Here is a 20874-nt window from a genome sequence, read left to right on the forward strand (position 1 = left end):
GTCAACAGCGTCGGCGAGCAGGCGTCCCCTGTCGAGGGCCTGGATAACGAGGCGACGCCATGAGCGTGCTGCAAAAGCCCAACCGCGTGTCCCACCCATCGCGCCGGGTGACACCACAGCCACGCCTGGGCCCACCGGCGGTGGCTGACCTCGGCGACAGCGAGAGAAGCGTATGAGCCGCTTGAAATGCACCCTCGATCTGCCCTGCGAACCGCAGCGCATCCCGCCATCGCAGCGCCTGTGCCCATTGGCGGCTGGCTTGATCACTCGCGAGAGCAACCTGTGAGCGGCCCGAAAGTCGTCCGTATCGTCACCCGCGAAGAAATCGTCGCGCTGTGCGAAAGCCACCTCCAGCGCTTGGCCAAGGCCGCTGCGCGCTGGCAGGTACAGGCCGAGCGGTTGGGCGTGCTGGACACCGCCGAGGTCGCCGCCACGCGCGCGCGGCATGCGCGCTTGCAGACGCTGCTGACAGCGGACCGCTTCACCGAGCTGCAGAAAGCGGTGCCGCTGGAAATCGAATTCCTCCAGCGTGATGTGCGCGAGCGCGAGGCTCAGGCCATCGAGCGCGCCACCCAGCACCACCAGCGCACCCGGCAGGTGCAGGACAACGCCAACGCACTGATCAAGGCGCTGAACGCCAGCGGCCAGCCGCAGGACGCGCAGGTGTTGCAGGCGCTGGAGCAGTTGGCCAACGCCGGCAATCAGCAGGACGCTGACCGGGTGCTGGCACGCGGCGTTGCAACGCTGACCCAGGCGGTGGCGGCGCCTGGCCTGAGTGAGGCGCAGCAGGCCTTGGCGCAGCAGCTCAAAGGCGATGCGCAGCCGCTGGCCTACGCCGAGTGGCTGGCCCGTCACAGCGCGCCGGCCAGTCGCGATGAGCGTTTGCTGCGCATCGACCGGCACTTGGCCGAGTTGCAACTGTTGCAAGGCACACCGAGGGCCGCAGCCTTCGTCACGGCCTTGCAACGGGCTGAGGCTGAAGAACGGCCCGCGCAACGCAACCTGCTGCTCGACAGCCTGGTGATCGAGCTGGCCAGCGCCACCCGTACCTTCCAGCAGGTACGCGAACGCCTCGCACACCTGGAGGACCTGGCCAGCGAACTGCACGCCGTGCTGGCCGAGCGTGAAGCGGCGCTCCTGACGCGGATCGCCGCCTGCACCCCGGCTGATGCGCTGATCCAGCTTGACGACCTGATCGCCCAGACCCAGGCCGTGCTCGACGCCCATGCCCAGACGCTGGCCGCCCAGGCACGCCGTGACGCTGTGCTGCAAGGCCTGGCCAGCCTCGGTTATGAGGTCCGTGAGGGCATGGCTACCGGGTGGGCCGAGACCGGTCGCGTGGTGCTGCGCAAGCCCGCTATCCCTGGTTATGGCGTGGAAGTGGGCGGTCGCGCCGACAACGCTCGCCTGCAAGTGCGCACGGTGGCCTTTGACCCCGAGCGCGACAAGAGCCGTGACCGCGACATCGAAACCCTGTGGTGTGGCGACTTCCAACGGCTGCAGGCTCTGCTAGGTGAGCAAGGGAATGCGTTATTGATCGAACAGGCCCGTGCAGTGGGCGAGGTGCCCTTGAAAGAAGTCGAGCAGACCACTGAACGCGACGCTGGTAGAGCAGCGCTGAAACGGCATGAATGACCCGCGCGCCCCTGAAACCGCTCCGCTGCAGGCTCCATTCTGGATCAGCCCGTCCGTCTAGAGCGACCTAAGACGCTTGCCTGGGCAAGCCTGGGCGAGCGCTGGGCCGATCGCGCTCCCACGGTACTGTGCGGAGGACGGATCGTTCAGCGCGCCAGCGTGTCAGCACCCAAGTGCCTGGACCCTTCAGCCTCCCTCGCCTATCCGTCTTTTGCCCCCATGACCCTCCAGCCCACACCACTGACCGCAGAAGCCTAAACCCCACCCAACACCCCGAAAACAGCTGCCCACGCCAAAAAGAGTGACCAACGGGTCACATTTTTCACTGTTCCTCTCCTACACTCCAAATCTGGTCTCGTTACCGTTCGGAACAATCGCTCTAAATGAGTAGAACTTTCCGCTGACGCGACCAGTCATCAACTTAGTAGGCCGCTGGTAGACATCTTTTCTCACGGCCTGCCCACCCCATAGAGCTCACACGCTTTCGGCCCGGATGGCCAAGGCGCTGTGCCGCTGCGTACGACCCGGGGCAAGGACTGCAAGACGCTTCACCGCACAAAAGAAGAGAGCCAGCACGATGTAATGCATAGGGTCCAAGGGGATCCGAATTTTAGGGATGGAGAGCACCATGATCAGCGCCGCTGTCGAGCCAAATGTCACCACGTTCAAAACCGAGCATCGCGGGCCTCAAGTACCCGGCTTCACCACGGCAGGCAGATCACCCGGCGCCAAGCGCCAGCAGAACCCGAACAAACGCAAAGTGCTTTTCGTCACCTCGGAAATTGCCGATCTGGTCAAGACCGGCGGCCTGGGCGATGTCTCCGCGGCGCTCCCCCGTGCCCTGTCCGACCTGCACGATGTGCGCGTATTGATCCCGGGCTACCCGCAGGTCATGGACAGCGACAACCCCATTCACATCGTCGGTGAGCTGAGCGGCCACGCCGCCCTGCCGCCGTGCAAGATCGGCCGTATGGACTTGCCAGACGGGCTGGTCATCTACGTGCTGATCTGCCCCGAGCTGTACCAGCGCGAGGGCACGCCCTACGGCAACAACCAAGGCCGTGACTGGGCGGACAACCACATCCGCTTCGCCCGCCTCGGCCTGGCCGCCGCTGACATCGCCGCTGGCGAAGGCATGGCACACTGGACCCCTGATCTGGTTCACGCCCATGACTGGCCTGCGGGCCTGGCCCCTGCCTACATGCACTGGCGCGGCCTGAGCACTCCCACCCTGTTCACCATCCACAACCTGGCCTACCAAGGCGTGTACAGCCTGGCCTGCTGCCCCGAGCTCGCCATCCCCGAGCATGCGTTGCAGCAAGAAGGCATGGAGTTCTACGGCAAGCTGTCGTTCCTCAAGGCAGGCCTGGCGTACTCAAGCCACATCACTACGGTCAGCGCTACGTATGCGCAAGAGATCACCACGCCAGAATTTGGCTGCGGCCTGGACGGCTTCCTTGCCAGCAAGGCGAATCAAGGCCTGCTGGGCGGCATTCCGAACGGCATCGACGAAAGCTGGGATTCGGCGACCGACAAGCACTTGCAGCACAATTTCAGCCTCAATGACTGGGAAGGCAAAGCGCTCAACACCCAGGAAGTACGTCATCTGTTCGAACTCGACGACAGCCAGGGCCCGCTGTTTGCCGTGGTCTCCCGCCTGGTCTACCAGAAGGGTCTGGACCTGACCCTGGCAGTGGCCGACTTCATCGTCGAGCAAGGCGGCCAGATCGCCATTATCGGTCGCGGCGAGCCAGAAGAAGAGCAGGCCATGCGCGAACTGGCCCTGCGCCATCCCGGCCGCATCGGGGTGCGCATCGGCTTCAACGAGACCGACGCACGGCGCATGTTCGCCGGCAGCGACTTCCTGCTGATGCCTTCGCGCTACGAGCCCTGCGGCCTCAGCCAGATGTACGCCCAGCGCTTCGGCTCGCTGCCGGTCGCCCGTAACACAGGCGGCTTGGCAGACACCATCGAAAACGGCGTGACGGGTTTCCTGTTCGACGAATCCACCGCCGACAGCTACCGCGAAGCCTTGAGCCGCGCCTTTCATGTGCACGCCAGGCCTGACCTGCTCAACGCCATGCGCTGCCTGTCCATGACCCAACCGTTCAACTGGTGCCAGGCCGTGACCCCTTACGCCCGGCTGTACGAAGACCTCGTCAAGCAAACCCAGCTCGCCACTTACTGATCCGGAGATTCGAAGATGCACAGACATGGCGCACACTTGTTGGACGCCACGTCCGCGCGCTTCGCCCTCTGGGCGCCAGACGCGCGTCACGTGAGCGTACTGCTCGACGGCCAACCTCCCGTCGACCTGCCAGCCGCTGAAGAGGGCTGGTTCTGTGGCACTGTGCCCTGCACCGCTGGTCAGCGGTACCAGTTCCAGATCGACGAGAAACTCACCGTCGCCGACCCCGCCTCGCGCTATCAGCCAGAAGGCGTGAGCGGCCCGAGCGCTGTGGTCGATGTCGAGGCTTATGCCTGGCGGCACCCCTTCCCCAATCGCCCCTGGCATGAAGCGGTGATCCAGGAAGTGCATGTCGGAGCGCTGGGCGGCTACAAGGGCGTGGCCGAGCACTTGCCGCGTCTGGCTGCGCTGGGCATCACCGCCATCGAGCTGATGCCGCTGGGGCAATTTCCCGGCAATCGCAATTGGGGCTATGACGGCGTACTGCCGTTTGCCCCGCAGCACAGCTATGGCACGCCGGATGAACTGCGCGCCTTGGTCGACCAGGCCCACGGCCTGGGCCTGAGCGTGATGATCGATGTGGTGTACAACCACTTCGGCCCCGACGGCAACTTCCTCCACGAATACGCCAGCACGTTCTTCAATGAAGACAAGCAGACCCCGTGGGGCGCCGCCATCGACTTCAATCAGCCGGCAGTACGCGCCTTCTTCATTCAGAACGCGCTGATGTGGCTGCAGGATTACCGCATCGATGGGCTGCGCCTGGATGCCGTGCACGCCATCGATTCGCCTGCGTTTCTCAAGACCCTGGCGCAACAGGTGCGCAGCGAAACCACGGGCGAGCGTCAGGTGTGGCTGGTGCTGGAAAACGAACACAATCAAGCCTTCCTCATGGAGGACGGTTTCGACGCGCAGTGGAACGACGACGGCCATAACGCGCTGCACGTGCTGCTCACCGATGAGACCGAGGGCTATTACGCCGATTACAAGGACCGCCCCATCGAGCAGCTGGCACGCTGCCTGGCCGAAGGCTTCGTCTTTCAGGGCCAGCTCAACCGCCATGGTGAAGCCCGTGGCGAGCCCAGCGGCCACCTGCCACCCAGTGCCTTCGTGCTGTTTTTGCAGAACCACGATCAGATCGGCAACCGCGCGCTCGGCGAGCGTCTGACGCTGCTGTGCAAACCCGCTGCGCTGCGGGCCGCTACCGGGCTGTTGTTGCTGTCGCCGATGATCCCGCTGCTGTTCATGGGCGATGACCAGGGCAGCCGTGCGCCATTTCTGTTCTTCACCGACTTCCACGATGAACTGGCCGATGCGGTGCGCAATGGCCGACGCAAGGAATTCGCCCACTTCAAGGCTTTCGCTGACGCCGAGTCGCGTGCGCAGATCCCCGACCCGAACGCCGCCAGCACCTTCGAGGCCTCCAAGCTTTCCGAGCAGAACGTGGTCGCTGGCTGGCACGGTCTGTACCAGCAGTTGCTCGACCTGCGCCACCGGCACGTCGCCCCCCACGTGCCGGGCTGCACCTCGCTCGGCTGCGAAGTGATCGGTGACAAGGCCCTCAGCGCCCGTTGGCGGCTGGGCGACGGGCAAGAGCTGCGCATCGACCTGAACCTTGCCGATCATGCTCAGGCGGTGGCCCTGCCTTGCCCCAGCGTGCGTCTGTTCGACAGCAGCGACACCACCCACCCTGACTCGTCGCTGTCAGCCTTGAGCTGCGTGGTGAGCCTGATTCCCACTGGTTCGGAGACAGCATGAGCGACAACCCCCTGCATCAATTGGCGGCACGGGTCGGCATCGCGCGCGACTGGACCGATGCCAACAACCGTGCGCAGCAAGTCAGTGACGAGGTACTGCGCGGCGTGCTCAGCGCCCTTGGCCATCCGGCCGAGACCACGGCAGATGTCACCGACAGCCTGGCCGCACTCGAGCGGGCCCAGGACATTCAGGCACTGCCCAAGCTGCTGACCTGCGACGTCGACCAGGCCCTGCGCCTACAGCCGTGGTTTCCGGCCGGCAGTCGCGCACGCGTCACCGACGCCCAAGGCCAGGTGCGCGCGTGCAGCCTGGGCGATCAGTCCGAGCTGCCAGCGGACCTGCCGATCGGCTATCACCAGGTGGAAGTCGATGGCCGTTCACTGACCGTCGCGGTAGCGCCGACGCGCTGCTACAGCCTGCAAGACGCCGTCGAAGAAGGCCCCGCGCGCTGCTGGGGCCTGGCGGCCCAGCTGTACAGCCTGCGCCGTCCGGGTGACGGCGGTTATGGCGATTGCCTGGCACTGGAACAGTTGGCCCGTTGCGCCGCCGAGCGCGGTGCCGACGCGCTGGCGATCAGCCCCATCCACGCGCTGTCGGCCTTCGAACAAGAGCATTACAGCCCCTACTCGCCGTCCAGCCGTCTGCTGCTCAACACGCTCTATGCAAGCCCCGCCGGGCTGCTGGGCGAGCGCGAGGTGCGCGCCGCCATCGAAGCCGAAGGCCTGGCCGAGGCCTTGAGCGATCTCGAACAGCAACCTCTGGTCGACTGGCCGCGCGCCGCCGAGGTGCGCCAGCGCCTGCTGCAGGCGTTGTATAAGGATTTCTGCCAGGGCGATCACCCCCAGCGCGCGGATTTCGAGAGCTTTCGCGCCGCCGGCGGCGAGGCTCTTGAACACCACTGCCGTTTCGAGGCACTGCAAGCCGAGGCCGTGGACCAGGGTCTGGGGGCTGACTGGCGGCGCTGGCCGAAGGCTTGGCACGACCCCTATCACGTCGAGGTCGAAACCTTCGCCAGCACCTATCCTGCGCGCATCGAGTTCCAGGTGTTTTGCCAGTGGCTAGCCGACCGCAGCCTGCAACGCGCGCAGCAGGCGGCCGTGGGCAATGGCATGAAGGTCGGCCTGATCGCCGACCTGGCCGTCGGTGCCGATGGTGCCGGCAGCCAGGCCTGGAGCCGACAGGACGAGCTGCTCGCCGACCTCACCGTCGGCGCACCACCCGACATCATCAACCGCAATGGCCAGGACTGGGGCATCTGCGGCTTTTCGCCCGAAGGCCTCAAGCGCAATGGCTTTCGTGCCTTCATCGAAATGCTCCGGGCCAATCTCGCCCACGCCGGTGGCCTGCGTATCGACCACGTCATGGGCCTGCGCCGGCTGTGGCTGATTCCGCGTGGGGCCAAGCCCACCCACGGCGCCTACGTGCACTATCCCTTCGAAGACCTGCTGCGCCTGCTGGCGCTGGAGTCGGTGCGCCACCGGGCGATCATGCTCGGCGAAGACCTGGGCACCGTGCCCGAAGGCTTGCGCGAGCAACTGGCCGACAAGGCCGTGCTGGGCATGCGTGTACTGCCCTTCGAGCAGCAGGGCACCGGCTGCTTCATCAAGCAGATGGACTGGCCGGACAACGCCATGGCCACCACCGGCACCCATGACCTGGCGCCGCTGGCCGGCTGGCTGCAAGGCCGCGACATCGACTGGCAGCATCGGCTGGGGCTGGTCGATGACGACACCGAACACACCTGGCGCGAAAGCCGCAGCCAGGAGTGTGAAGGTCTGCGCAGCCTGCTGGAAATGCCACCCGACGAGGCGCAAGACGCCCAAGCCGTGATCGACGCCGCCATCACCTTCGTTGGCAAGACCCGTGCTCCGCTGGTGCTGCTGCCGCTCGAAGACCTGCTGGGCGCCGAGGAGCAACCCAACCTGCCCGGCACCACCGACGGCCACCCGAACTGGCGCCGCCGCTTTGCCCTGTCCAGCACCGAATTACTTGATGATGAAGACGCCGCCCGGCGTCTGGAACTGCTGGCCAAAGCCCGCAAAGAAGCGTGGGAGCGCGACCGATGAAGCCCTTGACTGCGACCGTACGCCTGCAATTCCACAGTGATTTCACCCTCGACCATGCCGTGCCGCTGGTGCCGTATTTCGCCCAGCTGGGCATCAGCCATGTGTACGCCTCGCCCATCCTCAAGGCCCGCGCCGGTTCCCGGCACGGCTATGACGTGGTCGACCCGACCCAGGTCAACCCGGAGCTGGGCGGCGAAGCGGCCTTGGAACGGCTGGTGGCGGCCCTGCGCCAACATGGCATGGGCCTGATTCTCGACACCGTGTCCAACCACATGGCGGTCGGGGCGGCCGACAACCCGTGGTGGCAGAGCCTGCTGGCCTGGGGCCGACGCAGCCCGTACGCCGAGTTTTTCGATATTCAATGGCACTCCAGCGATCCGCTGTTGGCCGGTCAGCTGCTGCTGCCGTTCTTGGGCAACGACTACGGCGTGGCGTTGAAAGATGGCGAGTTGCCGCTGACCTTCGACGCTGAGCACGGCCGTTTGGAAGTCGCTCACCACGAACACCGCTTCCCGATCTGCCCGCTCGATTACGCTCAGATCCTGCAGCACAGCGACGTGCCCGAGCTGCAAACCCTGGCCACGCGTTTCAACGGCCTGCGTGAAGCGGCCGTGCCGCTGGCCGCCGCTCAAGCCTTGCAAGCCGAGCTGTCGCAACTGCACCACGACGGCGCGCGGCTTGACCCGGTGCTGCGCCTGTTCGATGGCCGCAGCGAAGCGGGCCTGCAACGCTTGCATGCTCTGCTCGAACAGCAATCCTATCGCCTGGCCAGCTGGCGCACGGCGGCCGATGACATCAACTGGCGGCGCTTCTTCGACATCAACGAACTGGGCGGCCTGCGGGTCGAGCGCTCGGTGGTGTTCGAGGCCACCCATGCCAAGCTGTTTGAGCTGATCGAGCGCGGGCTGGTAGACGGTCTGCGCATCGACCACATCGACGGTCTGGCCGACCCGCGCGGTTATTGCCGCAAGCTGCGCCGCCGGGTCAACGGCCTGCTCGCGGCACGCCCGGTGAATACCGCAGTCGAGCATTTCCCGATCTATGTGGAAAAAATCCTCGGCACCGGCGAGCACCTGCACCGCGACTGGCTCACCGACGGCACCACCGGCTACGAGTTCATGAACCAGGTGTCACTGGTGCAGCACGACCCTGCCGGCGAAGCCCCCTTGACCGAACTGTGGCAGCGCGTCAGCGAACGCCCGCCCTTCCCCGAAGAAGTGCGCGAAGCCCGCCGCCTGGTACTCAACGCGAGCCTGGCCGGCGACTTCGAGTCGGTGGCCCAGGCCCTGCTGCAGGTGGCACGCAACGACCTGATGACCCGCGACCTCACCCTCGGCGCCATTCGCCGCGGCGTACAGGCGCTGGTCGAGCACTACGCGGTGTACCGCACCTACATCAACCCCTGCGGGCGGCCCACCGAAGACGAGCCGTTCTTTCAGCAAGCGCTGGCCGATGCCAGGCAGACCCTGCCCGAGGCCGACTGGCCAGTGCTCGGCCACTTGGAGCAATGGTTGGGCGGGCAGCACTGGCGCTCGCTGCCGGTGGGCAAGGCGCGCAAGCAACTGCGCCATGCCTGCGTGCGCTTCCAGCAACTGACTGCGCCGAGCGCCGCCAAAGCCGTGGAAGACACCGCCTTCTATCGCTCGGCCCGTCTGCTCTCGCGCAACGATGTCGGCTTTGAAGCCGAACGCTTCAGCGCCCCGCTCGAGGATTTCAACGACGAGGCGCAACGCCGCCTGCGCGATTTCCCCGACAACCTGCTGGCCACTGCCACCCACGACCACAAGCGCGGCGAAGACTGCCGCGCGCGTCTGGCCGTGATCAGCGAGCGCGGGCCGTGGTTTGCCGAGCAGGTCGCGCACTGGCGCGAACTGGGCGCCGCCCTGCGCAGCGAAGACGACGAAGGCCCGATGCCGAGCGCCGCTGACGAGATGATGCTGTTCCAGCTGCTGCTGGGCAGCTGGCCGCTGGACCTCGACCTGAACGACAGCACAGCGGTGTCTGCCTATGTGGAACGCATTCAGCAGTGGCAGCAGAAGGCCCTGCGTGAAGCCAAGCTGCGCAGCAGCTGGAATGCGCCGAATGAAGACTACGAACAGGTCTGCGCGCAGTACACCGAGCAACTGTTCAAAGGCCGCGAGCATGCGCAGCTGCGTGAGTCGCTGCAGCAGGCCGCCGAGGCGCTGGCCAGCCCTGGCGCGCTCAATGGCCTGGCTCAGACGTTGCTGCGCATGACCGTACCCGGCGTCCCGGATCTGTATCAGGGCAACGAGTACTGGGACCTGACCCTGGTCGACCCGGACAACCGTCGCCCGGTCGATTACCCCGCCCGCCGCGCCAGCCTCGACGACAGCGCAGCGCTCAGCGAGCGCGTGGCGCATTGGCGTGACGGGCGCATCAAGCAGACGCTGATCGCCCGTGTGCTCGATTGCCGCCGCAGCCACCCCGAACTGTTCCGCCGCGGCGAGTACCAGCCGTTGCCGGTCGAAGGCCGCCATGCCGACAAGGTCATGGCCTTCGCCCGTATTGGCGAAGGCGAACGCGCCATCGTGGTCTTGCCGCGCCTGGCCGCGAGCCTGCTCGGCGAGCACGCCGGCAGCCCTCTGATTCCAGCCCAGGCTTGGGAGGATACCCGGGTGGTCCTGCCGTTCACCGTGTCCCCCACCACTTGGTCGGGACTTTTTGGAAACGGCGTGGTCAGCCCTACTAAGGAGCTGAAGTTAAGCGCCGTTCTAGCCGAATTTCCGGTCAACCTGTTGATCGAACATGATTAAGCGCAGCCAGGAGCATCGTGATGAGTGTTGAAGACAAACGTATCCGCGAGTTCGCCTACCAAATCTGGGAATCCGAAGGCCAGCCCGAGGGCCAGGAAGAACGCCACTGGACCATGGCCCGCAAGCTGGCCGAGGCCGAATCCATCGCGCCCAAGGCCGAGCCGCGCAAGCGCGCCAGCGCCAGCGCCAAGGGCAAGACCGCAGCCGATGCCGTAAGCGATCCGAAGGGCTCGGCCGCACCTGCCAAGGCGGCCACCGTGGCCAAGACCGCTGCCCTGCCGGGTGCTGAAACCAGCGCCCGCGGCAAGGCACCGGCGGCCAAGCCCGCTGCGGCGAAAAAGCCGCGCGCGGCGAAGAAACCGACCGCCGGGTGATCACCGGGTAGCCACCCAGGCGCTGGGGGAAACGTACAGGCCGCAGGCCAGCAGAACAGCAATCAGGTAGGTGCGACAGGCGTCGAGCAGTACCCTTCACGGACGAGGCGACACCGAACGTTTCTTGCGCTTTCTGCTTCACCGCGTGCCCTGCCCGCTTCATCCAGCACCTGCGCTGCCAGCCCTCGGTAGCGCTTCGCACCACCCCGATACAGGCATTACCTGCTGACTGGTCCGGCCCCCTTGGGGACGGACTGGGCGGCGTGGTGGCCGACTGCACCGTTGCGACACCCTAATTCTGGCCATCCGAGACCTGTCATGACCCAACGCAAACCGAAGAAAAATCGCTCCGTCGCCCCTTCGCGCATTCGTGAAGGCATGCCCTTTCCGCTCGGTGCCAGCTGGGACGGGCTGGGCGTCAACTTCGCCCTGTTCTCGGCCAATGCCACCAAAGTCGAGTTGTGCATCTTCGACTCCACCGGCGAAAACGAACTCGAGCGCATCGAGCTGCCCGAGTACACCGACGAGATCTACCACGGCTATCTGCCCGATGCGCACCCAGGCATGGTCTACGGCTACCGCGTGTATGGCCCGTACGAGCCGCAGAACGGCCACCGCTTCAACCACAACAAGCTGCTGATCGACCCCTATGCCAAGCAGCTGGTCGGTGAGCTGAAGTGGGATGAATCGCTGTTCGGCTACACCCTGGGCCATGAAGACGGCGACCTCTCGTTCGATGAACGCGACAGCGCGCCCTTCGTGCCCAAGTGCAAGGTGATCGACCCGGCCTTCACCTGGGGCCGCGATGAGCGCGTGCAGGTGCCATGGGAAAACACCGTGTTCTATGAAGCCCACACCCGCGGCATCAGCATGCGCCACCCAGCGGTCCCGGAAAAACTGCGCGGCACCTTCGGCGGCCTGGCCAACGATGAGCTGCTCAAGCACATCAAGGACCTTGGCGTCTCCAGCATCGAACTGCTGCCGATCCACGCCTTCGTCAACGACCAGCACTTGCTGGACAAGGGCCTGAACAACTACTGGGGCTACAACAGCATCGCCTTCTTCGCCCCGCATCCGACGTACCTGGCCAACGGCAAGATCGCCGAGTTCAAGGAAATGGTCGCGCACCTGCACAGCGCCGGCCTGGAGCTGATCCTCGATGTGGTCTACAACCACACCGCCGAAGGCAACGAGCAAGGCCCGACGCTGTCGATGCGTGGCATCGACAACGCCTCGTACTACCGCCTGATGCCCGATGACAAGCGCTATTACATCAACGATTCAGGCACCGGCAACACCCTCGACCTCAGCCACCCGTGCGTGCTGCAACTGGTCACCGACTCGCTGCGCTACTGGGCGGGCGAGATGCACGTCGACGGCTTCCGCTTCGATCTGGCAACCATCCTCGGGCGTTACCACGATGGCTACGACGAGCGTCACAGTTTCCTCGTCGCCTGCCGCCAAGACCCGCTGCTGAGCCAGGTCAAGCTCATCGCCGAACCGTGGGACTGCGGTCCAGGCGGCTATCAGGTGGGTAACTTCGCTCCCGGCTGGGCCGAGTGGAACGACAAGTTCCGTGACACCGTGCGTGCCTTCTGGAAAGGCGACGAGGGCCAGCTGGCAGACTTCGCTGCGCGCATCACGGCCTCGGGCGACCTGTTCAACAACCGCGGTCGTCGCCCGTACGCTTCGGTCAACTTCATCACGGCCCACGATGGCTTCACCCTGCGCGACCTGGTGTCGTACAACGAAAAGCACAACGAAGCCAACGAAGAGAACAACCAAGACGGCAGCAGCAACAACATCTCCTGGAACTGCGGCGCCGAAGGCCCCACCGAAGACGCCGAGATCAAAGCGCTGCGCACCCGCCAGATGCGCAACTTCTTTGCCACCTTGCTGCTGTCTCAGGGCACGCCGATGATCGTCGCCGGCGACGAGTTCAGCCGCACCCAGCACGGCAACAACAATGCCTACTGCCAGGACAGCGAAATTGGCTGGATCGACTGGGAGCTGGACGAGGAAGGCAGCGAGTTGCTGGCTTTCGTCAAACGTCTGAACAAGCTGCGCTCCACCTACCCTGTGCTGCGCCGAGCGCGCTTCCTGGTCGGTGACTACAACGAAGCCATTGGCGTGAAGGACGTGACCTGGCTGGCGCCTGATGGCAACGAGATGAGCGTCGAGCAGTGGGAAGACGTCAACGGCCGCTGCCTGGGCATGCTCATGGATGGCCGTGCGCAAGTCAGCGGTATCGCCCGCCAGGGGGCTGACGACACGCTGCTGCTGGTGGTCAACGCGCACCACGACAGCGTGCCGTTCAAGCTGCCACCGGTGCCTGAAGGCGATCGCTGGAACTGCGTGGTCGATACCAACCGACCCACGCTGCGCAAGGCCGAACAGCATGACTTCGACAGCACCTTCGAGGTGACAGGCCGTTCGCTGCTGCTGTTTGCCCTGCAACGCGACGAGGAGTAAGGCTCGTACGTCGGTCATTCACAAGGTGTTCGCCTTGCCCGGCGAGGCGAACTGAACCGCGAATGGCAGCTGCCCCGACAGGGCCTGAGTTCGCGGCGACGGCTACCCGATCGCTATCGCAGCGAACTGTATTGCCCCGATCCTGATAAACAATCCTGACTGACCGGGTTTTCGCCCGGTCAGTCGGCCGTATGCTGCACACCCGGCCCGGCGCGGAGCATCGATGCCTGGGCCGGGCCCTGTGCAGCGCCCGGATCGCCATGTGAAGCAGACTGAACCGCGTAGAGACAGGCCAGGTCGGAAACAGTACCTGCCCTCCCCGACGGCAGTTCAGGAGGATGCGTGAATCACGAGGCCAGTCACCCCAGTTTCGCTACGCCCGACCAGGTCCCTGCCGTACACCGGCTGCGGGTCCTGACCGTCAATACCCACAAGGGCTTCACCGCCTTCAACCGGCGCTTCATCTTGCCGGAGCTGCGTGAAGCGGTGCGCAGTACCCAGGCCGACATCGTGTTCCTGCAAGAAGTGCTCGGCAGCCACGACCGCCACGCCGCCCGTCACCCCGGCTGGCCCACCACCTCGCAATACGAATTTCTCGCCGACAGCATGTGGAGCGACTTCGCCTACGGGCGCAACGCGGTCTATCCCGACGGCCACCACGGCAATGCGCTGCTGTCGAAATACCCGATTCTGGAGCACCGTAACCTCGACGTGTCGATCACCGGCCCCGAGCGCCGTGGCCTGCTGCACTGCGTGCTGGATGTGCCGGGTCCGCAGCCTGTACATGCCATCTGCGTGCACCTGTCGCTACTGGAAAGCCATCGTCAGCAGCAGCTCAAGCTCCTACGCCGCTTGCTCGACTCGCTGCCGGCCGAGGCGCCGGTGATCATTGCCGGTGACTTCAACGACTGGCAGTTGCGCGGTAACCGCACCTTGCACCTGCAGCGCGACCTGCACGAAGCCTTCGAGCGCCATCACGGTCTGCTGGCCCGGACCTATCCGGCGCGCATGCCGATGCTACGCCTTGACCGCATTTACCTGCGTAACGCGCAGAGCCATGCGCCGACGATCTTGCGCCACAAGCCGTGGACGCATTTGTCGGATCACTTGCCGTTGACGGTGGAAGTGCATGTATGAGGCGAGGGTAATGTGCCGACACCGTTGAGCGAGGGGTGCCCGATGGCCACTGCATGATGCGCGCCCAGAGGCTGATACAGGCGAGCGCATTCGACAGAAACGAAAAAAGGACCCGAAGGTCCTTTTTTCAATGCCTTGCACAGTTGTTCAGAACTCTGCAGACAATATTTGGAGCGGGAAACGAGACTCGAACTCGCGACCCCGACCTTGGCAAGGTCGTGCTCTACCAACTGAGCTATTCCCGCGTCGTGATGGGCGCCATTCTAACGCAATACAAAACGGCGTCAACCCTTTGATTCAAAAAACGTTTATTTCTGTTCGGCACCGTCGCGCAAGTGCGGCCACGCGGCGGTCAGGTAATGCACCATCGACACCAGGGTCAGGCCAGCAGAGATGAGCAGCAAGCCATAGCCCAGCACTACCCAGAAACCCACCACCGGCGGGTTACCCAGCAGAATCACCAAGGCCAGCATTTGCGCGGCGGTTTTCCACTTGCCCCAGTTGGACACGGCAACGTGGGCACGCGCACCGATTTCAGCCATCCATTCACGCAGCGCCGAGACCACGATCTCGCGGCAGATGATGATGGCCGCCGGCAGCGTCAGCCAGAAGTTGGCATGCACCTGCACCAGCAATACCAGCGCCACCGCCACCATGAGTTTGTCAGCCACCGGATCGAGAAACGCACCGAACGGCGTGCTCTGCTGCAGGCGACGGGCCAGATAACCGTCGAGCCAGTCAGTCGCTGCGGCAATGGCGAATACCGTACTTGCTGCCATGTAGCTCCAATGGAACGGCATGTAGAACAGCAGGATGAAGATCGGGATAAGCAGGACCCGTAGAACGGTGAGCAGGTTTGGAATATTCATCGGTACGACTGGCTGCGAGTTGAACCCGGCATTCTACTCGCTATGCAGGCTGGCATAAATCGACTCGGCGAGCTTTTTGCTGATACCAGGGGCTTTGGCAATTTCATCGACGCTGGCGCGGTTGAGTTCCTGCAAGCCACCAAAGTGCTTGAGCAGATCACGCCGGCGCTTGGGTCCGACGCCTGCGACATCCTCCAGACTGGAGGTGCGCCGCGCCTTGCCCCGGCGTGCACGGTGGCCGGTGATGGCGAACCGGTGGGCTTCGTCGCGGATCTGCTGGATCAGGTGCAGCGCCGGCGAATCACCCTTGAGGGTGAATTCGTGCGCGGCATCGTTCAGGTACAGCGTCTCGAACCCCGCCTTGCGGGTGACACCTTTGGCCACACCGAGCAAGGTCAGCTCGCTGAAGCCCAGTTCCTGCATGACCTCGCGGGCCATGTTCAGCTGCCCCTTACCACCGTCGACCAGAAGCACGTCTGGCAGTTTGCCCTCGCCGTCCTTGATGCGGCCGTAGCGTCGAGCCAGGGCCTGCTGCATGGCGGCATAGTCATCGCCCGCGGTGACGCCTTCGATGTTGAAGCGGCGGTAATCGGACTTGATCGGCCCTTCCGGCCCGAACACCACGCACGACGCCACCGTGGCCTCGCCGCTGGAGTGGCTGATGTCATAGCACTCCAGGCGCTGCGGCACGTCGTCGAGGTCGAGCACCTGGGCCAGCGCCTCGAAGCGCGCGGCCATGTGCTGGCGGTTCGCCAGGCGGGCATTGAGCGCCTGTTCGGCGTTGGTCACGGCCATCTGCTGCCAGCGCGCGCGCGTGCCGCGCACCCGGTGGGTGATGTCCAGTTCACGACCGCGCAAGGTCTGCAAGGCCTCGATGATGGTCTCGAAGTCTTCGTGCACCACGTTGACGATCAGCTCACGGGGCAGCTCGCGCTCGGCATTGCCGACGTAGTACTGCGAGAGAAACGCGGCCATGACTTCGGCCACCTCTTCCTCGATGCCGACCTGGGGAAAGAAGTTCTTGCTGCCCAGCACCCGCCCACCGCGCACGCTGATCAGGTGCACGCATGCACCGCCTGGGTTGGTAAACGCCGCGATGATGTCGACATCGCCCGAGCCGCCCTCGATGTGCTGCTGATCCTGCACCCGACGCAACAGGCCGATCTGGTCGCGCAGCTCGGCCGCCTTCTCGAAGTTCAGGGCCATGGCGGCCTGCTCCATCTCGGCATTGAGCTCATTGCCCAACTGCTGGCTGCGGCCCTCGAGGAACATCACCGAGTGGCGCACGTCTTCGGCGTACTCGTCCTTGCTCACCAATTCGGTGCACGGGCCTTTGCAGCGTTTGATCTGGTACTGCAGGCACGGCCGGGTACGGTTGGCGTAATAGCTGTCTTCGCACTGGCGTACCGAGAAGGCTTTTTGCAGCAGGCTGAGGCTCTCGCGAATCGCCCCGGCACTGGGGTACGGCCCGAAGTAGCGCCCCTTGGCTTTTTTCGCACCGCGATGGATACCCAGCCGCGGAAAAGCGCCGTCAGACAAAAACACATACGGGTAGGATTTGTCGTCACGCAGCAGGATGTTATAGGGCGGGCGCCACTCTTTGATCAGGTTCTGTTCAAGCAGCAGCGCCTCGGTTTCGTTACCGGTGATGGTGGTTTCGACCTGAGCGATGCGCGCCACCAGCGCTGCGGTCTTGGTGGCCAGGCCGGTTTTGCGAAAATAGCTGGCCAGACGCTTCTTGAGGTTCTTGGCCTTGCCCACATAGAGCAGCCGCGACTCGGCGTCGAACATACGGTACACGCCCGGACGACCACTGCAGGTCGCCAGGAACGCGCTGGCATCAAAGGTGTGGGACATGGGCTACTTCTAGAGCTAGAGACTTGCGTCGACCATTCCGTGGCGGACGGCCAACAGTGTCAGTTCGACGTCGCTGGTCACGGAAAGTTTTTCAAAGATGCGGTAACGGTAGGTATTCACCGTCTTGGGCGACAGGCAGAGCTTATCGGAAATGATCTGCACCTTCTGGCAGCCGACGATCATCAAGGCGATCTGGATCTCGCGCTCGGACAGGCTGTCGAAGGGCGAGCCTTGCGGCTGGAACGATTTCAATGCCAGTTGCTGGGCAATTTGCGGGCTGATGTAGCGCTGCCCCGTGAAGGCCAGACGAATGGCATGGACCATTTCATCGAGCGCTGCGCCCTTGGTCAGGTAGCCCGAGGCCCCGGCCTGCAGCAAGCGCGTGGGGAACGGGTCGTCCTCACACACGGTGACTGCGACCACCTTGGTGTCCGGGTGGCTGCGCAAGAGTTTGCGCGTGGCTTCCAGGCCGCCGATGCCGGGCATCTTCACATCCATCAGGACGACATCCGGTTTCAGTTCGCGGGCCAGCTTCAAGGCCGCCTCCCCCGAGTCGGCCTCACCCACGACGTGCAGGCCCTCGATGTCGCCGAGCATGCGGGTGATACCCGTGCGTACCAGATCGTGATCGTCGACCACCAGGACCCTAATCAAGCAGACACCTCGTCAGTGGGGCGATGTTGTAAGGCGCCACCTTAACAAAAATATACATGTGCAACATACCGCAACAGACCTCCGCGCGCCGCACGGGCCGGCTGATTCGATACAGCCTGCGACAGCATGTGTCGGTCCTAGTCGGCCAGCCGATGGAGCACATGCCACAGCGCCGCGCGGTCTTCGTCCGGCAGGCGCCGGAACGCCGCCAGCAGTCGATCCTCGTCGCCGCTCAGGCTGTCCAGCGGCAGCGGCGTGGGCAGGCCGGTGAGCACATAAAGCGGATCTACACCTTGAGCAGCCACCGCCGCCAGGTAATCCAGGCGCGGGGTGCGGTCGCCGTTCTCGTACTTGCCTTGAGCGTTAGGCTCGACCCCGCCAATGTCACCGAATACTCGCTGGGTCAGCCCCAGGCGTTCCCGCTCTTCCCTCAGGCGTGTGCCGAATCCTGTCATCTCGCTTGCTTCCCTGTTTGCGTTGTTAATCAAGGATGTATCCCACATCCACAGATGACGCTTGCAGCAAAGGCACTATGCCGATTGGCTTAGAGGCAGGCAAGCGCTAGCTGGCAGCGGGCCAGCCTCCTGCAGCCCAGGCCGATGGCCTTACACCCTGCGCCTGGGAACGGTGCGTTGCATACGCAGGAAACAGCCATCCTGCCCGACGTCCTCGAAGCCGACCCTCAGGTACAGGTCCCTGGCCGGGTTGCTGCTGAAGACCATCAGCCTGAGCAGCGGCAAACGCCGCTGCTGCGCCCAGGCCGTCAGGGTGTCGAGTACCCAGCCGCCTGCGCCCTGCTGGCGATAGGCCGGCAACAGGTGCAGCTCGCGGATGAACAAGGCGTGACGGTCCTGGCTGAGGCTGCAGTAGCCAAGGGCCTGCTCCCCAGCCATGACCAACCACTGTTCGCGCCAGGTCCAAGCCTGATCGAACGCTTCGTCCACCCACAGAAGGCCGAACTGCTGATAGTACGGCAACATGGCGCGGCGGGTCAGATCGCGGGCGAACGGCAAGTGTGCAGCATCGGCGGGTAACAGCTGCAGGGTCGAGAGATCGAGGGAGGCCGTGCTCATCGGCACGGTCTCGGTCTCGGTCGCGCTGCGCGATGCAGGTCACAGACCGTCCACTGGGCGAGATAAAACGGCAGCATCATGGGCGGCCTCCCGGCCTCGCTGAAAGCCTTCAGCCTACGGCGCGCAGGACAGATCGTCTAACACCGCAGCACCTGGCGCCAAGCACGCGGGCGGCTCGCGCACGGCCCACACCGCCCAAGACAAACGCCCACGCCACTGGAAGCCCTGCCTTGCAGGCTTTACCATGCAGCCTTTCCCTTGCGCGACATCTTGTCGCGCTCTGCCCTGTAAGACTGAGCCGATGCCTTTCGAACTGTCCGTAGAACCCCTCACGCTGCTGATTCTGGCCTTGGTCGCCTTCGTCGCCGGTTTCATCGACGCCATCGCCGGTGGCGGCGGCCTGCTGACCACGCCGGCGCTGCTCACCGCCGGGATGCCGCCACACCTGGTGCTGGGCACCAACAAGCTCAGCTCCACCTTCGGCTCGGCCACGGCCAGCTTTACCTACTACCGGCGCAAGCTGTTCCACCCCGCGCAGTGGCGCCGAGGACTGGTCGGCACACTGGTGGGCGCCCTGGTGGGTGCGGTGGTCGCCCACTACCTACCGGCCGAGTGGCTGAACAAGATGCTCCCGGTGGTGGTGTTCGCCTGCGGCCTGTACCTGCTGTTCGGCGGCACGCCCAAGGCGCCGCTGGATGCCGACGCGCCGATCAAGAAAACCTGGCAGGCCCCGCAGGGCTTCACGCTGGGCTTCTATGACGGCGTCGCTGGCCCGGGTACCGGGGCGTTCTGGACGGTCAGCACGCTGCTGCTCTACCCCATCGACCTGGTACGCGCCAGCGGCGTGGCGCGCAGCATGAACTTCGTCAGCAACATTGCGGCGCTGACCGTGTTCATGCTCTCGGGGCAGGTCGATTACCTGGTGGGCCTGGTGATGGGTCTGTCGGTGATGGTCGGCGCGTACTTCGGTGCACGCACCGCCATCAAGGGCGGCAACAAGTTCATTCGCCCGGTGTTCATCGCCGTGGTGCTGGCGCTGACCGTGCGCCTAGCCTGGCAGCACTGGTTCGGCCAGGCCTAGGCGCCGGGCCACGTACAGGTCGATCAGGTGCCGCGCGATCGACCGGCTGGCGGGCAGCGGCGGCAGGTCGTGGACGCTGAACCATCGCGCGTCCTCGATCTCATCAACCTGCATGACGATCTCCCCACCTGCGTACTCGGCATGAAAGCCCAGCATCATCGAGTGCGGGAAGGGCCAGCACTGGCTGCCGACGTACTGAATGTTGCGCACCTGCAGCGCCACTTCCTCGAACACCTCGCGCTCCAGACACTGCTCGGCAGACTCGCCCGGCTCGGCAAAACCCGCCAGCGTGCTGTACACGCCCGTGACAAAGCGCGGCGAGCGAGCCAGCAGGACCTCGTCACCGCGGGTGATCAACACGATCATGCTGGGTGAGATGCGCGGATAGCTGCGCAGGTTGCAGGTCGGGCAATGCATGGCACGTTCCCAGCGAACCTGCGTGGTCGGCTGACCGCAGCTGCCGCAGAAGCGGTGCTCGCGGGCCCAGGTGCCGATCTGCGCGGCGTAGCCCAGGATACGGTAGATCTGCGCATCACCCTCCAGCATGAACTGGCGCAAGCCGCGCCACTCATGGCCTGGCAGCTCCACGCAGGCGCGCAGCTCGTAGAGAAACACCGGCTGGCCGTCGAAGTAGCCGATACCGTGTTCGGCCACCACGTCGAAGGCTTGGCGGATCAGCCACTGGCGCGGGAAAAGCGCGCCATGGGCGTCGGCCAGAAAGCCTTCGGGGCTGCGCGCAACGGCCAGGCCGCCGGGGGTCTGGGGATCGATGACTGCAGTGGTCCAGCGTGCTGACATAGCAATTTCCTTAAAGCGGGTGCCCGTTGACCCGGGCGCTGACGGCATGGGCGCGTATCGCTGCGAGGCGGTGACGGCCCGGCGATCGCAGGGGCTGGCGGCGGGTTGGATTACCGGGCAAGCGCCCGTTCAAGGCAG

At 64.7% G+C, this 20874-nt stretch carries 15 protein-coding genes and 1 tRNA gene; 9 read left to right on the forward strand and 7 right to left on the reverse strand.

Features of this window, described 5'->3' with window-relative positions; genetic code table 11:
* Positions 1-282: 282 nt before the first annotated feature.
* The 8 genes from SJI00_RS13890 to SJI00_RS13925 all read left to right on the forward strand — a co-directional run bounded on the left by SJI00_RS13890 (position 283) and on the right by SJI00_RS13925 (position 14404).
* Positions 283-1635, forward strand: a complete 1353-nt coding sequence (locus SJI00_RS13890; RefSeq protein ID WP_322462285.1) for a coiled-coil domain-containing protein — start codon at positions 283-285, stop codon at positions 1633-1635.
* A gap of 628 nt (positions 1636-2263) precedes the next feature.
* Positions 2264-3823 carry a glycogen synthase GlgA gene (gene glgA / locus SJI00_RS13895; RefSeq protein WP_322462286.1) on the forward strand — a complete coding sequence of 520 codons (1560 nt, stop codon included), beginning with the start codon at positions 2264-2266 and terminating at the stop codon, positions 3821-3823.
* A gap of 15 nt (positions 3824-3838) precedes the next feature.
* The gene (gene treZ, locus SJI00_RS13900) at positions 3839-5581 is read left to right on the forward strand and encodes a malto-oligosyltrehalose trehalohydrolase (protein ID WP_322462287.1); all 1743 of its coding nucleotides are present in this window, start codon (positions 3839-3841) and stop codon (positions 5579-5581) included.
* The gene (gene malQ / locus SJI00_RS13905; RefSeq protein ID WP_322462288.1) at positions 5578-7647 is read left to right on the forward strand and encodes a 4-alpha-glucanotransferase; all 2070 of its coding nucleotides are present in this window, start codon (positions 5578-5580) and stop codon (positions 7645-7647) included. The genes treZ and malQ overlap by 4 nt, the downstream gene beginning before the upstream one ends.
* Positions 7644-10421, forward strand: a complete 2778-nt coding sequence (locus SJI00_RS13910; protein ID WP_322462289.1) for a malto-oligosyltrehalose synthase — start codon at positions 7644-7646, stop codon at positions 10419-10421. The genes malQ and SJI00_RS13910 overlap by 4 nt, the downstream gene beginning before the upstream one ends.
* A 17-nt stretch (positions 10422-10438) precedes the next feature.
* Positions 10439-10795: a DUF2934 domain-containing protein gene (locus SJI00_RS13915; protein WP_322462290.1), complete on the forward strand. Its 357-nt coding sequence runs from the start codon at positions 10439-10441 to the stop codon at positions 10793-10795.
* A gap of 318 nt (positions 10796-11113) precedes the next feature.
* Positions 11114-13267, forward strand: a complete 2154-nt coding sequence (gene glgX / locus SJI00_RS13920; RefSeq protein WP_322462291.1) for a glycogen debranching protein GlgX — start codon at positions 11114-11116, stop codon at positions 13265-13267.
* A gap of 342 nt (positions 13268-13609) precedes the next feature.
* Positions 13610-14404 (forward strand): endonuclease/exonuclease/phosphatase family protein, encoded by a 795-nt coding sequence (locus SJI00_RS13925; protein WP_322462292.1) that lies wholly within the window; start codon positions 13610-13612, stop codon positions 14402-14404.
* Between the two features lie 169 nt (positions 14405-14573).
* Here the strand turns inward: SJI00_RS13925 and SJI00_RS13930 are convergent.
* The 6 genes from SJI00_RS13930 to SJI00_RS13955 all read right to left on the reverse strand — a co-directional run bounded on the left by SJI00_RS13930 (position 14574) and on the right by SJI00_RS13955 (position 18857).
* Positions 14574-14649 (reverse strand) — tRNA-Gly (locus tag SJI00_RS13930).
* A gap of 63 nt (positions 14650-14712) precedes the next feature.
* Entirely contained in the window at positions 14713-15273 is a 561-nt protein-coding gene (gene pgsA / locus SJI00_RS13935) for a CDP-diacylglycerol--glycerol-3-phosphate 3-phosphatidyltransferase (protein ID WP_322462293.1), read from the reverse strand.
* Between the two features lie 33 nt (positions 15274-15306).
* A complete protein-coding gene (gene uvrC, locus SJI00_RS13940; RefSeq protein ID WP_322462294.1) occupies positions 15307-17130 on the reverse strand; it encodes an excinuclease ABC subunit UvrC in 1824 nt (607 codons plus the stop codon).
* 15 nt (positions 17131-17145) lie between these two features.
* On the reverse strand, positions 17146-17784 hold the full coding sequence (gacA, locus tag SJI00_RS13945) for a response regulator transcription factor GacA (protein WP_322462295.1): 639 nt from the start codon (positions 17782-17784) through the stop codon (positions 17146-17148).
* A 137-nt stretch (positions 17785-17921) separates the two neighbouring features.
* Positions 17922-18239, reverse strand: a complete 318-nt coding sequence (locus SJI00_RS13950) for a helix-turn-helix domain-containing protein (RefSeq protein WP_322462296.1) — start codon at positions 18237-18239, stop codon at positions 17922-17924.
* Between the two features lie 150 nt (positions 18240-18389).
* Positions 18390-18857 (reverse strand): GNAT family N-acetyltransferase, encoded by a 468-nt coding sequence (locus SJI00_RS13955; protein ID WP_322462297.1) that lies wholly within the window; start codon positions 18855-18857, stop codon positions 18390-18392.
* A 301-nt stretch (positions 18858-19158) separates the two neighbouring features.
* On the opposite strand from SJI00_RS13955, the gene SJI00_RS13960 reads away from it, so the two are divergent.
* Positions 19159-19938, forward strand: coding sequence for a TSUP family transporter (locus tag SJI00_RS13960; protein ID WP_322462298.1), 780 nt, complete (start codon positions 19159-19161; stop codon positions 19936-19938).
* On the opposite strand, the gene nudC is transcribed toward SJI00_RS13960, so the two are convergent.
* On the reverse strand, positions 19906-20736 hold the full coding sequence (gene nudC, locus SJI00_RS13965; RefSeq protein ID WP_322462299.1) for an NAD(+) diphosphatase: 831 nt from the start codon (positions 20734-20736) through the stop codon (positions 19906-19908). The two genes, SJI00_RS13960 and nudC, sit on opposite strands and share 33 nt — an antisense overlap.
* Between the last annotated feature and the right edge of the window lie 138 nt (positions 20737-20874).

The sequence above is a fragment of the Pseudomonas gebzensis genome (genome assembly GCF_034427815.1).
In the GTDB taxonomy this organism is placed as follows: domain Bacteria; phylum Pseudomonadota; class Gammaproteobacteria; order Pseudomonadales; family Pseudomonadaceae; genus Aquipseudomonas.